The sequence below is a fragment of the Duganella margarita genome (assembly GCF_009857535.1).
GTDB lineage: Bacteria > Pseudomonadota > Gammaproteobacteria > Burkholderiales > Burkholderiaceae_D > Rugamonas > Rugamonas margarita.
The window spans coordinates 42496-58906 of record NZ_WWCS01000027.1 but is presented as its reverse complement, the minus strand read 5'-3'; the positions used below and the strand labels follow the sequence as shown (position 1 = coordinate 58906).

Sequence of the window (16411 nt, the reverse complement as noted above, 5' to 3'; positions counted from 1 at the left end):
CCGGCAAAAAAACCGCGCGCGACGCCGCCGGCGGCAACTCCGCCGGCACGCGCGCCCGCGCCCGCACCGCCGCCGCTGCCGAACCCAGCAGCTTCGATCCCGAACGCCTGCGTCTGTTCGGCCTGATCGCCCTGCTGCTGCTGCTGGTTGGCGGCTTCGCCATTTATTACTGGATCGCCCTGACCGGCCCCGGCGCAGGCGCTGGGCTGCCGCCAGTCCCGATGCCGCCGCAAAACGCTGCCAGCGGCGCCACCAGCGCCGGCCAGATCATCGTCGCCACTCCGGGCGCCGGCAGCACTGGCGCCGGCCCGGACTTGCCCAACACCGGCGAACCCGCCTACGCCGACGATCCCCTGCTCGGAACAACCGCCAGCCGCAGCAGCCAGCAGGACCTGGAACGCCGCCTGGAACGCACCGAACAGGAACTGGCCGCCGCCCAGCAAGCCATCCAGGCCGCCGCCGCGCCGCGTCCGGAACGCATGCCGGTGCTGGCCGCGCCGAAAAACGACGACATCCGCGTCACCCGCATCGTGCAGCCGGCCCCGGTCGCGCCGGCGCTGGACCGCGCCTACCAGGCCTTCAACAGCGGCGATACCGCCGGCGCCCAGCAGCAATACGACGCCGCCCTGGCCCAGGACGCCAATAACCGCGACGCCCTGCTCGGCGCCGCCCATGTCGCCGCCCGCCAGAACCAGAAGGACAAGGCGGCCGGCTACTACCTGCGCCTGCTGGAACTGTCGCCCAACGACGCCGACGCCACCGCCGGCCTGATCGGCCTGCGCCAGGGCGACATCAGCCAGAGCGAAGCGCGCCTGAAGGCCATCCTGGCCACCACACCGGACGCCGGCCCGATCCTGTTCGCGCTCGGCAACCTGTACGCCCAACAAGGCCGCTGGCCGGACGCCCAGCAAGCCTACTTCCGCGCCGTCGGCGCCGCGCCGGACAATCCGGACTACGCCTACAACCTGGCCATCGGTCTGGACCGCCTGAACCAGGGCAAACTGGCGCTTGGCTACTACCAGCGCGCGCTGGCCATGGCGCAGGACAAGGCCGTCGGCTTCGACCGCAACGCGCTGCGCAAGCGCATGCATGAACTGAGCACCGTCCCCCACTGACACATGGCAGAACAACCCAAAATCCCCCTCGGCAAACTGCTGATACAAAAAGGCATCATCAGCGAAGACCAGCTGCGCATCGCGCTGATCGAGCAAAAAAGCAGCAACGAGCCGCTGGGGAAACTGCTGATCACACTGGGCTTCGTCACCGAAGCGACGGTGCGCGAGGCGCTGTCGGAAAACCTCAACACCCAGAGTGCGGATCTCAACAGCCTGGTGGTGGACGCCATCGCGCTCAAGCTGATCCCCAAGGAAGTGGCCAAGCGCTACCGCGTGTTCCCGATCGTCTACGAGCGCGCCACCGACAACCTGATCCTGGCCATGTCCGACACCAGCAACATCGTCGCGCTGGACCAGATCAGCGCCATGCTGGTCAAGGGCATCACCATTACGCCGCTGCTGGTCAATGAATCCGACATCTCGCGCGCCATCGACCAGTACTACGGCTTCGAACTGTCGATCGACGGCATCCTGCACGAGATTGAAACCGGCGAAGTCAATTACGCCAGCATCGGCAGCACCTCGGACGAATACAGCCAGCCGATGGTGCGCCTGATCGACGCCATCCTGGCCGACGCCGTGCAAAACAGCGCCTCCGACCTGCACTTCGAGCCGGAGCAGTCGTTCCTGCGCATCCGCTACCGCATCGACGGCATCCTGCGCCAGATCCGCAGCCTGCATAAATCCTACTGGCCGGCGATGGCGGTGCGGCTCAAGGTCATGTCCAACATGAACATCGCCGAAACCCGCGCGCCGCAGGACGGCCGCATCTCGATCAAGTTCTCCGGCCGCCAGATCGACTTCCGCGCCTCGGCGCAGCCGACCACACACGGCGAGAACTTCGTGCTGCGCGTGCTCGATCGCCAGAAAGGCATTGTACCGCTCGATGGCCTGGGCCTCGGCGAGAACGAACTCAATCTGCTCAAGCTGATGATCGCCCGTCCCGACGGCGTGATCCTGGTGACCGGGCCGACCGGCTCCGGCAAGACCACCACGCTGTATTCGATCCTGAATCACATCAACACCGAAAGCGTCAACATCATGACGCTGGAAGACCCGGTCGAATACCCGATGAACATGATCCGGCAAACCTCGGTCAACGAATCGTCCAAGATGGGCTTTGCCGAAGGCATCCGCTCGATGATGCGGCAAGACCCGGACGTGATCCTGGTCGGCGAGATCCGCGACAAGGAGACCGCCGAAATGGCCTTCTCAGCCGCCATGACCGGCCACCAGGTGTATTCGACGCTGCACACCAACTCCGCCATCGGCGCCATTCCGCGCCTGCTGGACATTGGCGTGCTGGCCGATATCATGGCCGGCAACATCATCGGCATCATCGCCCAGCGGCTGGTGCGCAAGCTGTGCACCGCCTGCCGCGAAGCCCATGTGGCGGACGATGTCGAGCGCCGCCTGCTCGGCATTCCGGACCACGCCGCGCCGCAGACGCTGTACCACGCGGTCGGCTGCGACAAGTGCGCGCACCAGGGCTACAAAGGCCGCATCGCCATCATCGAACTGCTGAAAATGACGCCGGCGCTGGACGAACTGGTGGCGCGCCGCGTCTCCACCCGCGAACTGAAAAACGCGGCCGCCGCCGGCGGCTTCCACAGCCTGATTGACGATGGCCTGCGCCGCGTGCGCGAAGGCGTGACCACGCTGGAAGAAGTCGGCCGCGTGGTAGACCTCACCGAAAGGCTGGGCTGATGCCGCAATATCTCTACCGCGCGATGGACGCCACCGGCCATATCCAGCCGGGCAATATGGACGCCGCCAACGAGCCGGATCTGGAACTGCGCCTGACCCGCATGGGCCTGGACCTGATCGACTGCCGCGTCTCGCGCGCCAAGGTCATCGCCATCAAGCGCGTGATCACCCGCAAGGACCTGATCAACTTCTGCTTCCACATGGAGCAGATGACCGGCGCCGGTGTGCCGATCCTGGAGGGCCTGAACGATCTGCGCGACAGCATCGACCACCCGCGCTTCCGCGAAATGATCACCGGCCTGATTGAAAATATCGAAGGCGGCAAGCAGTTGTCGGCAGCGATGGCGGCCTACCCGGAAGTGTTCGACCTGACCTTTACCAGCCTGATTACCGCCGGCGAGCAAAGCGGCAAGCTGGCGGAGGTGTTCCGCAACCTGTCGGAAACGCTGAAGTGGCAGGACGAACTGGCGTCGCAGACCAGGAAGATCATCATGTACCCTGCCGCCGTCGGCCTGTTCGTCACCGGCGTCATGTTCTTCCTGATGATTTACCTGGTGCCGCAGCTGACGTCCTTCGTCAAAAACATGGGCAATACGCTGCCGCTGCATACCAAGGCGCTGATCTTCGTCTCGAATATTTTCATCAATTACTGGTATGTGATGATTGCCGTGCCGGTAATCGGCTTCTTCGCCGCCCGCACCTGGCTGGCGCGCAGCGAACATGCGCGCTACATGGCCGATGGCTTCAAGCTGCGCATCTGGATGATCGGTCCGGTGCTGCACAAGATTATCCTGGCGCGCTTTGCCACCTTCTTTGCGATGATGTACGCGTCCGGCATCACCATCCTCGAATGCATCCGCCTGTCGGAAGGCATTGTCGGCAACCGCGTGGTGGCGGCCGGCCTGCGGCGCGCCGCGCAGCAGATCTCCGAAGGCCAGGGCATAACGCAGGCGTTCCAGAACACCGGCATCTTCCCGCCGCTGGTGATCCGCATGCTGAAAGTGGGCGAATCGACCGGCGCGCTGGATGGCGCGCTGCATAACGTCAGCTACTTCTACAACCGCGAAGTCAAGGAGATGATCGAGAAGGTGCAGTCGATGATTGAACCGGCCATCACCGTGGTGCTGGGGGTGATGGTGGGCTGGATCATGCTGTCGGTGATGGGACCGATCTACGACACGATCAGCAAGATCAGGACCTGAGGCCATCGTGTTCACCAAACATTTATTCTATCTGACCAGCGAACAGCTGTGCGCCTACGAATGGCACAACGGCCGGCTCTCGGGCGGCGTCTGTTTCGTCAACAACCGTGGCGGCATCGATGACTTCATGGACTACATCGACAGCCACCACCGCTTCTCGCCTGCCTACATCCTGGCCGACCTGATTGAAGAAGACTTCCAGCGCGTGACGCTGCCGCACGTCAGCGGCGCCGGCGCCCGCAAGCTGCTGCAACGGCGCTTGATGCAGCAGTATCGCGAAACACCGTTCCGCCATCACGAGGTGCAGGGCCGCGAAGCAGCCGGCCGCCGCGACGACATCGTGCTGCTGTCGGCGCTGACCAATCCATCGTCGGTACAGCCGTGGGTGGAAGCGCTGGAGCAGCTGCAAATGCCGCTGGCCGGACTGTATTCGACCACGCTGATGAGCGAAGAACTGGTGCGCAAGCTGCGCCTCAACGATGAACACCTGCTGCTGGTGACGCAGCAATCGGCCGGCTGGCGCCAGAGTTATTTCCAGAACGGCATGCTGAAGTTCTCGCGCCTGACCCCGGCCATCGACCGTGACGGCAATCCGGTCAATATCGGCGTGGAGACCGCCAAGACCCAGCAATTCCTCAGCAGCCAGCGCCTGATGGCGCGCGGCCAGGTGCTGGCTGCGGTGGTGGTCACGCCGGCCGCCGACACCGAAGCGCTGAACGAACAATGCGAAGACGGCGCGGAAACCGTGTTCCGCCTGCTGTCGCTGGAGTCGGTGGCGGACGGCGTCGGCCTGAAGACCGGCGGCGGTGACGTCGACGATCTCGCTGACCATCTGGCCGAACCCATGCTGCTGGCATTGCTGGCGCACCGCGCGCCTGCCAGCCATTACACGCTGGGGCTGTGGCAGCGCTACTTCAAGCTATGGCGCGCGCGCGTCAACCTGTACGCGGTGAGCGCCACGCTGGCCATCTGCGGCGCGGCGTGGACCGGCGCCAACCTGTGGCAGGAACACGAAGCCAATAGCGACAGCAAGCAGCTGGCCGCCGAAACATCCAGCTTCAACCAGCGCTATCGCGCCACCATGGCGGAAATTCCGCCGCGCGTGACCACCACGGCCAATATGCGGGCGGCGGTCAATGTGGAACGCATGCTGGCCACGCAATCCGGTTCGCCGATCGGCATGGCCACGGTCGTCAGCGAGGCATTGGAGGCGGTGCCGCAGATCCGCCTGCTGCAAATGGACTGGAAAGTGAACGCGCCGAGCGCCAACCCGCCTGCGCCGGGACAGGACGCCACGCAGGCCACGCCGATTTCCTCGCTGGTGGCAGGCATTCCGCAACGCGCGCCGCAAACACTGGTGCTGGAGGCGGAGATCATGAGCGACCAGGATGACTATCGCAATGCGGTGGACAGCATGACGCAGTTTGCCAAGGCGCTGGCACGCCATTCTCACCTGACGGTGGAAGTGGAAAAGCCGCCGGTGGATACGCGGTCGTCGGTCAAGCTGTCCGGCAAGGCCGGCACGCAGGCGGCCGCCCCGGGCCGTGCGCGATTTACCCTCAACCTGGTGTGGAAGCCATGAGCACGAATCCTGTCCCGGGCAAGAAGAAAGCGGCGGCGGCCCTCACGCTGCCGTACTGGATCACGGAATTTGCCTTGATCCGCACGGCGGCCCTGACGCTGCTGGCGGCGATCACCATCTCGCTGACCGCCGTGCTGCTGACGCAATTGAAAAAACACGAGGCCGACGACACGCTGGAAACCAACCAGCGCGCCCGCGACGCCGCATCGTCGCTGTACGCGCAAGTCGACAGCGAGAAGCGCGACATCCGCAACTATCAGCAGCGCTTTATCGCGCTGCGCCAGCGCGGACTGGTAGGCGACGAGCGCCGTCTGGAGTGGCTGGATGCGATCCGCCAAACGCAGGAACAGCTCAAGCTTGCGCCACTCAGTTACGAGATCGAACCGCAACAGACCGTGCAACTGGAGTCGCCGCTGGATCTGGGCGACTTTGAACTGCGCGGCAGCCGCATGCGGCTGCACATGGAACTGCTGCATGAGCTGGACCTGTTCAATTTCTTCCAGACGCTGCGCCGGCAAAGCTACTTTGCGGTGCAGGATTGTTCGATCAAGCGCATGGGCGCGGTGACTGGCGCGCCGGGCGCACCGACGCTGGGCGCCGACTGTACCTTGAACTGGATCACGCTCAACACCGCGCCCAAGGCGCCGCGCCTGGCCGCGATGAAGCCGGCGAAAGGAAAATCATGATGCGCCGCGCCGCCCTCTGCGCCGTAACGGCCCGGCTGATATTGCTGGCCGCCCTGCTGCCGCCATCCGCGCAGGCGCAAGTCACGCTGGGACGACTATTCTCGACGCCCGCCGAACGCGCCAGCATGGAGGCGAGCCGTAGCGTGGCCGCGGGCCCGCCCGTTAATCCGCAAGACCAACAGCAACAGCAACAACAGCCGCCGCCGGGCATGCCAGGTATGCCCGCGGCCAATGCCGGCCCTCCCGGCGCACCAGGCGGCGCCTCCGCAGTGCCTGAGCCACCGCCGCCGGTGCTGATAATGAGCGGCATCCTGCGCCGAAGCGACAACCGCACCACAGTCTGGCTCAACGACGAGCCGCAATACGGCGCACAGAAAAGTACCTCGCAGCGGCCTGGCGCAGGTACGCCGAATGTCACAGTCACCCTGCCGTCGGGGAAAAAGATCATCCTCAAAGCCGGCCAGCGCTACGATCTGACGGAAGGCCGAATCAAGGACATCAATGAACCATAGGATTACGCACCACCAGTCCGGCTTCACCCTGGTGGAAATCGCCATCGTGCTGCTGATCGTCGGCCTCTTGATCGGCGGCATGATGGCGCCGCTGGCATCGCAGCTGGAGCAGCGCCGCGTCACCGACACCAAGCGCGCCATGGAAGATGCGCGCGAGGCGCTGTTCGGCTTTGCGCTGCGCAATGGCTACCTTCCCTGCCCCGCCGTCTCGTCCACCAATGGGCTGGAAGACCGCACCGGCAACCTCTGTAACAAGCGCTTCGGCTACCTGCCATGGACCACGCTGGGCGTCAGCCGGCTCGATGGGTGGGACCGGGTGTTGGCCTACTCCGTCACCCCGGCGTTTACCGACTCGCTCACCCCGTTCACGTTACAGACACCACGCGACATCACCATCGGCACCCGCAACACCAGCGGCCAACTTGTGCAGGCGACCGACATGAATGATATTCCTGCGGCCATCATTTCGTTTGGCCGCAACGGCTACGGCGCCACCAGCAACCAGGACACCTTGATCGCCGACGTCGGCGTCGGCAACGTCGATGAAAAGGTCAACCTGCAGGCCGGCGGCACCACGCTCGTCACCCGCGACATCGCTGAAGACGCGCGCACGCCCGGCGGCGCATTCGACGATCTCGTGCTGTGGATCTCGCCCAATATTCTGTACAACCGCATGGTCGCGGCGCAGCGCCTGCCATGATGCGGCCAGCGCTCATCATCGCCCACTACACGCTACTGGAAGCCTTGCGCAACCGGCTGCTGTGGCTTGTGCTGCTGATGATGGCCGGCGCGGTAGCGGTCAGCGGCTTCCTGAATGAACTGGCGCTGACTGAAAGCCGTCAATTGCAGGCGGCCTTGCTGGGTGCGGTGCTGCGCTTCGCGGCGGTGTTTTTGGTGGCGACCTTTGTTATCACAAGCATGGCGCGCGAGGCCAACGACAAAGGCCTCGAACTGCTGATGGCGTTGCCGCTGCGGCGCGCGGTTTATTTGTTCGGCAAGCTGGCAGGATTTGGCGCGCTGGCGATTCTGCCCACATTGCTGTTTGGCGCACTGGGACTGTTCTTTGCGCCGCCCGCGCAGGCCGCGCTGTGGGCGTTTTCGCTGTTGTGCGAATGCTGGATTGTGGCGGCGTTCAGCGTGTTGTGCATGCTGACGCTGAACCAGGTGCTGCCGGCATTGGCGGCGTCGTTTGCTTTTTATCTGCTGGCGCGCGTGATCGGGGCGTTGCAGTTGCTTGGCCACTGCGCCAGTACCGTGCAAAGCGGCGGCCAGCAAGTGCTCAACGCCGGCATTGACGGCCTGGCGCTGCTGCTGCCGCATCTGGACCAGTTCACGCGCAGCGACTGGCTGGTCTACCACAGCGGCAGCGCCAGCGACCTCGCGGCCATCGCCACGCAAACGGCCATCTACGTCACCCTGATGGCCGCCGCCGCGCTGTTCGACCTGCACCGCAAAGCCATCTGAGGCCGCACATGCCGCCCGCCACGCCATCCCAGGAGCCATCCGCGCCAAAGCACGCTGTTCGCCGCGCCGCGCCGCGCCGTGCGCTGCTGGCCGTGCTGTTTGCGCTGACGCTGCAAATCCTCTGGCAAGCCAGCCGTCCGCCTGCCCGCGCGCCGGCGCAAGACCTGCCGCCGGCGCCATCGCTGGCAACGCTGCAACTGGCCGCGATGGGCGACCCAATAGCACTCTCCAAAGCCACCATGCTCTACGTCCAAGGCTTCGACGAACAAGCCGGCATCAGCATCGCCTGGCGCAACCTCGATTACACCAAAGTCGCGCTCTGGCTGCAGCGCGTGCTGGACCTCGACCCGCGCAGCCAATACCCGCTGCTGGCCGCCAGCGAAGTCTATGGCTCCGTCAGCGACCCGGCGCGCGCGCGCCTGATGCTGGACTTCGTCTACGCCCGCTTCAGCGAAGACCCCAACCGCCGCTGGCCATGGCTGGCGCACGCCGCGCTGGTCGCCAGACACCGCCTGCACGACCTGCCATTGGCGCGCCGCTACGCCGCCGCCATCCGCATGCAAGCCACCGGCGCCAACATCCCTGCCTGGGCCAGGGAACTGGAAATCTTCATCGCCGAAGACATGAACGAAGTGGACGCCGCGCGCGCGCTGATCGGCGGCCTGCTGCAAAGCGGCCAGATCACCGATCCCAACGAGCTCAAATTCCTCGCCGCGCGCCTCGACCAACTCAACCAAAAACACTAGCGCTTGCTATACTACGAGCCATCATCAGAAAGGACACCCATGCGCTCATCTCCTGTACGCCAACGCGGCTTTACCCTGGTGGAAATCGCCATCGTACTGGTCATCATCGGCCTGCTGCTGGGCGGCGTGCTCAAAGGCCAGGGACTGATCGACAGCGCCCGCGTCAAGAACATCATCCAGCAATCGACCTCGCTGACCGCCGCCGTCAATGCCTACCAGGATAAATTCCGCGCCCTGCCCGGCGACGACGTGCAAGGCACCGTGCATGCGCCCGGCGCCACCGGTAACGGCAATGGCGACGGCCAGATCGGCGAATACCTGCTGGCGCCGCAGCACCTGGCGCTGGCCGGCTTCATCACCGGGTCCTACAACGGCACCAGCGACTTTATGACCAGCGCCCAGGGCGGCGCCGTCTACATCTACAACGACGTGGTGGCCGGCCGCGGCGGCAACGGCATCCGCCTCGACAACCTGCCCGACTCGTTCGCCGAACAACTCGATAGCAAGCTGGATGACGGCAAATACAACACCGGCTCGGTCCGCGCCACCGGCGCCTACACCAACAACGGCAGCGTCATCCAGCGCACCGCTGTATTCTTCTAAGATTAAAAGCACACTCGTACTTTTATTCAGATAGAATGGCTGTCACCAATAAAAAGCAGGAGACAGCATGTTTGAAGAATTCATCGGCACCAAACCGGTCTCGGCGCGCCACCAGTTCGACACCGTCGCCCTTAATGCCTGGCTGCGCCAGCACGTCGAAGGCTATCCGGACGGCGAGCTGAGCGCTGAACAATTCAAGGGCGGCCAGTCCAATCCCACGTTCAAGCTGAGCGTCAGCGGGCAGGATTACGTCCTGCGCACCAAGCCGGGACCGGCCGACAAACTGCTGCCCTCCGCCCACGCCATCGAACGCGAATACCGCGTCATGGATGCGCTGCAACAGCACGGCTTCCCGGCGCCGAAACAATACGCGCTGTGCACCGACGAAACCATCATCGGGCGCGCCTTCTACGTGATGGAATGCGTGGAAGGCCGCGTGTTGTGGGACCAGTCCCTGCCCGGCATGACGTCGGCCGAACGGGCCGCCATCTACGACGAACTGAACCGCGTGATCGCCCAGCTGCACACGATCGACTACGCCGCCATCGGCCTGGCCGACTACGGCAAGCCCGGCAACTACTTCGCGCGCCAGATCGAGCGCTGGACCAGGCAATACCTGGCCTCGCAGACCGAAACCATCGAGGCCATGGAGCAATTGATCGCCTGGCTGCCAGCCCACATCCCGCCCGGCGACGACACGTCCATTGTGCACGGCGACTTCCGCCTCGATAACATGCTGTTCCACCCGACCGAGCCGCGCATCCTGGCCGTGCTGGACTGGGAACTGTCGACGCTGGGCCACCCGTTCGCCGACTTCTCCTACCACTGCATGAGCTGGCACATCCCGCCGGGCCAGTTCCGCGGCATCGCCGGGCTGGACCTGCCAGCGCTGGGCATCCCGACCCAGCAGCAATACATCGCCCGCTACGCCGAGCGCACCGGCAAGACCATCCAGCTGAGCGATTTCAACTTCTACCTGGCGTTTAATATGTTCCGCCTGGCCAGCATCATGCAAGGGATTATGAAACGCTACGTCGACGGCACCGCCGCCAGCGCCCAGGCGCTGGAATCGGGCAAGATGGCGCGGCCGATGGCGGAACTGGGCTGGTCTTACGCCTGCGGCAAGCCGATCTAGCCAACCGGATCGCGGACGATGTGGCCACCAGGCGCCGTCCACGCCAAAAGCCCTTTCTGAAACGGTTGTCCTCGGCTACTATCGTGCTGCCAGCACAAGACGAGGTCAACCGCGTGCCAGAAACACAACGCAAACCATTGCCATCCATCCGCTCGCAGATCGCGCTGCTGGTGCTGGCCTGCGCGCTGCCCACCGTGGTCGGCTTCGGCGCGCTGGTCGGCCAGTTCTACAGCCGCGAACGCGACACGCTCAAGGACGACACCCAGCAAGCCGCGCGCGCAGTCGCCGCCGCCATCGACCGCGACCTGGTGCAGAGCGAAGGCGCGGCCGCCGCGCTGGCCTCGTCGCCCAGCCTGCGCACCAACGACCTGGCCGCATTGCGCTTGCAGGCCGGCGCCCTGCTCAGCCCGCAGTTCCCCTCGTCCCAGTTCATCTTGAGCGACCACACCGGCAAGGCCGTGCTGAACGTCGGCGCGGCGCTGCCGGACACGCTTAACCCGGTGGCCAACCGCCACCGGCTGGCGCCGCTGTTCGGCCATGGCCGGCCGCAGATGTCGGTGGTGATAGTGGAAGGCAGCGCGCTGCTGGCGCTCGACGTGCCGGTGTTCATCGACGGCCACGTCGCCTACGCCATGACCGCGCTGCTGAAACCGGACCGGCTGGCACGCACCCTCAAGGACGAACACATCAGCGCCGGCCAGGCCATGACCTTGTACGATGCGGACGGCAATGTGGTCGCCCAGGCCGGCGGTCCGCGCCAGCTGCTCGGCCATGCGGCCACGCCGGCGCTGCGCGCACAGATGCGCAAGGCGGCCGAAACCCTGCTCGATACCGAAGACGCCCAGGGCACGCCGGTGTATCTCGGCCTGAGCCGGGCGCCGGTGAGCGGCGCGGTGGTCGGCATCGCCACGCCGCAAGCCAGGGCCTATGAAGAACTGCTGCGCGCCGTGGCGCTGATCGCCGCCACCATGATCGCCGTGCTGGCGGCCGGCTTTTCGCTGGCGTGGGCGGTCGGCGGCCGCATCGCCCGCTCGGTGCGCGAACTGGTGGCGCCGGCGCAGGCGCTGGCCAGCGGCCGGCCATTCGTCATGCCGGCCACCGCCTTCCGCGAGGCCGAGGTGGTGGCGCAGGCGCTGCAGGCGCTGGAAGGCGACCTGCGCCGGCACAACCACGAACTGGAAAGCCTGGTGGCGGAACGCACCAGCCAGCTGGAACGCAACCGCGCCCAGCTGGAAACCCTGTACGCCACCGCCCCCGTCGGCCTGAGCTACGTGGACAACGAACTGCGCATCGTCCGCATCAACGAATACCTGGCCGCGCTCAGCGAACAGAAAGTGGTGGCGCACCTGGGCCGTCACATCGGCGAAGTCATCCCCGACCTGGCACTGCGCGCCGCCATGCTGGGCGATTACCGCACCGTGCTGGAAAGCGGCAAGCCGCTGACCAACCTGCGCCGCGCCGGCCATACCGTGGCCGCGCCCGACGAGCTGCGCCACTGGGTGATGAGCTACTACCCGCAGTTCGGCCCCGGCGGCAAGATCATCGGCATCACCTCGCTGGTGCTGGACGAAACCGACTACAGGCGGGTCGAAAGCGAATTGCGCAGTTCGCGCCGGCTACTCAGCTCGGTGGTGGAAAACATCCCGGCGATGATCTTCCTTAAACGCGCCGACGACCTGAGCTACGCCATGTTCAACCGCCATGGCGCCCGCATGCTCGGCTATAGCAACGAACAGCTGATCGGCAAGAACGACTACGATTTCGTGCCGGCCGCGCAGGCCGACCAGTTCAAGCTGGACGACCTGCGCGTACTCGACAGCCCGCCCGGTGCGGTCACCGAAATCGCCGAGGAACCGCTGGCCACGCCCGATGGCCCGCTTTACCTGACCACCCGCAAGGTGGCGCTGCGCGACGAGCACGGCGTCGCCACCCACGTGCTGGGCATTTCGCTCGACATCACCGACCGCAAGCAGGCCAAGGAAGTGCTGCGCGCCACGGCCGACCGGCTGGCCGCCAGCGAACACTTCGTCCGCACCGTCACCGACAACCTGCCCGGCATGGTGGCCTACTGGGACGCCGCGTTGCGCTGCCGCTTCGCCAACCGCTACTTCCTCGAATGGCATGGCCGCAGCAGCGAACAGATGCTCGGCGCGCACATGCCGGAGGTGCTCGACGCCGCCGAATACGCCGAGGGCGCGGCCTACGTGCAGGCGGCGCTGGCCGGCCAGGCGCAGGGCTTTGCCGGCAAACTGCACTGGCCGTCGGGCGACATCAGCCATACCTGGGTCAATTACATCCCGGATCTGGACGATTCCGGGGCTGTACAGGGTTTCTTTGTGCTAGTCTCCGATGTCACCGAGTTAAAGGAAACAGAATTGCACCTGCAGGAAGTGAACGAAGAGCTGATCCTGGCGCGCGACCGCGCCGAAGCAGCCAGCCGCGCCAAGAGTGAATTCCTGGCCAATATGAGCCACGAAATCCGCACCCCGATGAACGCCATCATCGGCCTGGCGCGCCTGCTGGAGGAAGCGCCGCTGGCGCCGCGCGAACGCGGCTACCTGCACAAAATCCAGTTCGCCACGCAGTCTCTGCTCAGCCTGGTCAACGACGTGCTCGACTTCTCGCGGGTCGAGGCCGGCCAGCTGGTGCTGGAGCATGCCCACTTCCATTTGCAGCACGTGCTCGACAGCATCAGCGTCATGCTCAGCGGCAGCGCCAGCGACAAGGGCATCGAGCTGGTGTATGACATCGATCCGGCCATGCCGACCGACCTGGCGGGCGACCCGATGCGCTTGCAGCAGGTGCTGCTGAACCTGATCAGCAACGCCATCAAGTTCACCGCCCACGGCGAAGTGGTGCTGACGGTGCGGCCGGCGCCCGGATCGGCGCGCCCGGGCGACCGCGCGCTGCTGGTCGAATTCGTGGTGCGCGACACCGGCATCGGCATCGCCCCCGAGCAGCAGGCCGGCATCTTCGACGCTTTCTCGCAGGCCGACAGCAGCACCAGCCGCAAATTCGGCGGCGCCGGACTGGGCCTGGCGATCTGCCGCCAGCTGGCTGACATGATGGGCGGCGCCATCAGCGTCACCAGCGCGCCGGGGCACGGCGCCGAGTTCCTGTTCGCCTGCCCGCTCGAATCCACCGTCCCGCTGGCCGCCGCCGCGCCGCCGGACACCACCGCCACGCTGTCGGTGCTGATCGTCGACGACAACGCCAGCGTGCGCAAGGCGCTGCTCGACGCCGGCCGCAGCTTCGGCTGGCATACCGCCTGCGCCAACGGCGCCGAACAGGCGCGCACGTTGCTGATCGAACGCGCGCGCGCCGCGCGGCCGTACGACCTGCTGCTGCTGGACCAGGACATGCCCGGCATCGACGGCCCGGCGCTGCTGCAGCAGCTGCCGCCCGACCTGGCGCTGCCGCCGGTGCTGATGATGACCTCGGAACACCGCGCCGCCACGCTGGTTCAGCGATCGGCCGCGCTGGGCCTGGCCGGCGTGCTGTCCAAACCGGTCAGTCCGGGGCGGCTGCTGGAGCGGGTCAGCGGCCTGCTGGCCGGCGACCAGGCCACCTCCGGCCTCATGGCCCAGCTGGACCACACGCCGCTCAAGGACCGCCTCAACGGCATGCGCATCCTGCTGGTGGAAGACAACGAAATCAACCAGGAAGTGGCGGAATACATGCTGCTGCATGCCGGCGCTGCGGTGGAAGTGGCCGCCAACGGCCAGTTGGCGGTCGAGCTGCTGGCCGCCGCCACCGACCGCTACGACGTGGTGCTGATGGACGTGCAGATGCCGGTGCTGAACGGCTACGACGCCACCCGCGCCATTCGCGGCCAGGGCCTGCTGACCTTACCGATCATCGCCATGACCGCCAACGTGCTGGAAGACGACCGCCGCCGCGCCGCCGAAGCCGGCATGAACGCCCACGTCGCCAAGCCGATCGACGTCGAAGAACTGATCTCGGTGCTGACCCGGCTGGTGACCATCCGCGACGCCTCGCGCGACATGGTGGCGGCCGTGCCGGCCAAGGCGCCGCACGCCATCCCGACGGCGTCGCTGATGCCGCCGCTGTCGCCGCTGCCCGGCATCGACGTCGACGCCGCGCTGGGCCGGCTGGGCGGCAACTACGAGGCGCTGACCGGCCTGCTCAAGCGCTTCGAACAATCGCAAGGCGGCGCTGTCAGCGAAGTGCGGCAACTGCTGTCCGCCAACCAGCGCCAGCAGGCCGCGCAAGTGCTGCACCGCCTGCGCGGCGTGGCTGCCAACCTGGGCGCGTCGGACGTCGCCCGCCTGAGCGCCAGCGCCGAAGCCGCGCTGCACGATATCACCGCCGACTCGCTGGCCGTGCCGAGCGCGCTCAACCGGCTGGAACAGGCGCTGGATCTGGTCGCCCGCACCGCGCGCACGCTGGCCTCGCCCCAGCATGCTATGGCCACAAGCAACACCCAGCCTTCCGATCTGGCGCAAAAACTGGCGGAGTTGCTAGGATTGCTTCAGAATAACAATCTTAAAGCACTAGAACATTTCAGGGCATTGCGGCCGGCGCTGGCGTCGGCCAGCCTGGCGCAAGCCTTGAGTGAAGCAGTGGAAACCCTCAACTTCAAGGCCGCACGCCAGATGGTGGAAGACTTGTTGCAGCGAAAGGAAAGTGCATGACGTGGACCCACCTGGCCCGGAACGGGCGCATTCTCGTGGTCGACGATGCCATGGAAAACATCCAGATCCTGCACCACGCGCTGCGCGAAGAACATGAAGTCCTGTTTGCGCTGGACGGCGAGCAGGCGCTGCAAATCGCCCACGACCAGCAGCCCGACCTGATTCTGCTGGACGCCGTGATGCCGGGCATGGACGGCTACGCGGTGGTGGCGGCGCTGCGCAGCTCGCCGCGGCTGCAAGACATCCCGGTCATTTTCGTCACCGCGCTGAGCCAGCCGGAAGACGAAACGCGGGCGCTGGAAGCCGGCGCGGTCGACTTCATCAGCAAACCGTTCAACGTCGCCGTGGTACGGGCGCGCGTGCGCAGCCAGCTGACCATCAAGCGTCAGGCCGACGCCATGCGCGAACTAAGCCTTACCGACGGCCTGACGGGCGTCGCCAACCGCCGCAACTTCAACGATACCGTCGATGCCGAATGGCGCCGCTGTGCCCGCGCCGGCCTGCCGCTGTCGGTCATCATGATCGACGTCGACCACTTCAAGCTGTACAACGACCACTACGGCCACCAGGCCGGCGACGCCTGCCTGCAGCAAGTGAGCGCAGCGATGAAGCGCTGCGCCAGCCGCCCGCAAGACATGCTGGCGCGCTACGGCGGCGAGGAATTCATCCTGCTGCTGCCGCAAGAGGCCGGCGACGGCACCGAAGTGGTGGCCAACCGCATCCAGGAAGAAGTGCGCAAGCTGGCCATCCCCCACGGCGCCTCGCCGACTGCGCCGGTGCTGACTCTCAGCATGGGCCTGGCCACAGCGACGCCGCCGCTGGAAGGCAGCGACCCCAGCCCCCTGATCCGCGTCGCCGACAACAACCTCTACCGCGCCAAGCAGTCGGGGCGCAACCGCTATTGCATCAGTTTGGATAGTTAGCGCGAACGGCGGCTTGCGCCCCGTTGCAGACCTTCGCACTGATCTTCCAATCGCTGCAAGCTGGCGTTATCCTTCATTGCG

Annotated in this window: 13 protein-coding genes; all 13 read left to right on the top strand. The window is 65.8% G+C overall.

The window, feature by feature from the left end; genetic code table 11:
• On the top strand, positions 1-1115 hold a 1115-nt coding region (locus GTP55_RS26625; protein WP_161047810.1), incomplete at its 5' end, for a tetratricopeptide repeat protein.
• 3 nt (positions 1116-1118) lie between these two features.
• Positions 1119-2822 carry a GspE/PulE family protein gene (locus GTP55_RS26620; protein WP_161047809.1) on the top strand — a complete coding sequence of 568 codons (1704 nt, stop codon included), beginning with the start codon at positions 1119-1121 and terminating at the stop codon, positions 2820-2822.
• The gene (locus GTP55_RS26615) at positions 2822-4024 is read left to right on the top strand and encodes a type II secretion system F family protein (protein ID WP_161047808.1); all 1203 of its coding nucleotides are present in this window, start codon (positions 2822-2824) and stop codon (positions 4022-4024) included. Before GTP55_RS26620 ends, GTP55_RS26615 begins: the two co-directional genes overlap by 1 nt.
• A gap of 7 nt (positions 4025-4031) precedes the next feature.
• Positions 4032-5606, top strand: a complete 1575-nt coding sequence (locus tag GTP55_RS26610; protein ID WP_161047807.1) for a hypothetical protein — start codon at positions 4032-4034, stop codon at positions 5604-5606.
• A complete protein-coding gene (locus GTP55_RS26605; protein WP_161047806.1) occupies positions 5603-6292 on the top strand; it encodes a hypothetical protein in 690 nt (229 codons plus the stop codon). The genes GTP55_RS26610 and GTP55_RS26605 overlap by 4 nt, the downstream gene beginning before the upstream one ends.
• A complete protein-coding gene (locus GTP55_RS26600; RefSeq protein WP_161047805.1) occupies positions 6289-6804 on the top strand; it encodes a hypothetical protein in 516 nt (171 codons plus the stop codon). Before GTP55_RS26605 ends, GTP55_RS26600 begins: the two co-directional genes overlap by 4 nt.
• Positions 6794-7504: a type II secretion system protein gene (locus GTP55_RS26595; RefSeq protein WP_161047804.1), complete on the top strand. Its 711-nt coding sequence runs from the start codon at positions 6794-6796 to the stop codon at positions 7502-7504. Before GTP55_RS26600 ends, GTP55_RS26595 begins: the two co-directional genes overlap by 11 nt.
• Positions 7501-8268 (top strand): ABC transporter permease, encoded by a 768-nt coding sequence (locus GTP55_RS26590; RefSeq protein WP_161047803.1) that lies wholly within the window; start codon positions 7501-7503, stop codon positions 8266-8268. Before GTP55_RS26595 ends, GTP55_RS26590 begins: the two co-directional genes overlap by 4 nt.
• Positions 8269-8276: 8 nt before the next feature.
• The gene (locus tag GTP55_RS26585; RefSeq protein ID WP_229258176.1) at positions 8277-9014 is read left to right on the top strand and encodes a hypothetical protein; all 738 of its coding nucleotides are present in this window, start codon (positions 8277-8279) and stop codon (positions 9012-9014) included.
• A 39-nt stretch (positions 9015-9053) separates the two neighbouring features.
• Positions 9054-9617, top strand: coding sequence for a prepilin-type N-terminal cleavage/methylation domain-containing protein (locus GTP55_RS26580; RefSeq protein WP_161047802.1), 564 nt, complete (start codon positions 9054-9056; stop codon positions 9615-9617).
• A 67-nt stretch (positions 9618-9684) separates the two neighbouring features.
• Positions 9685-10752, top strand: a complete 1068-nt coding sequence (locus GTP55_RS26575; protein WP_161047801.1) for a phosphotransferase — start codon at positions 9685-9687, stop codon at positions 10750-10752.
• Positions 10753-10835: 83 nt separating this feature from the next.
• The gene (locus GTP55_RS26570; protein ID WP_371868452.1) at positions 10836-15407 is read left to right on the top strand and encodes a PAS domain-containing protein; all 4572 of its coding nucleotides are present in this window, start codon (positions 10836-10838) and stop codon (positions 15405-15407) included.
• Positions 15404-16330, top strand: coding sequence for a diguanylate cyclase domain-containing protein (locus GTP55_RS26565; protein WP_161047800.1), 927 nt, complete (start codon positions 15404-15406; stop codon positions 16328-16330). The genes GTP55_RS26570 and GTP55_RS26565 overlap by 4 nt, the downstream gene beginning before the upstream one ends.
• The last annotated feature ends 81 nt before the right edge of the window (positions 16331-16411 follow it).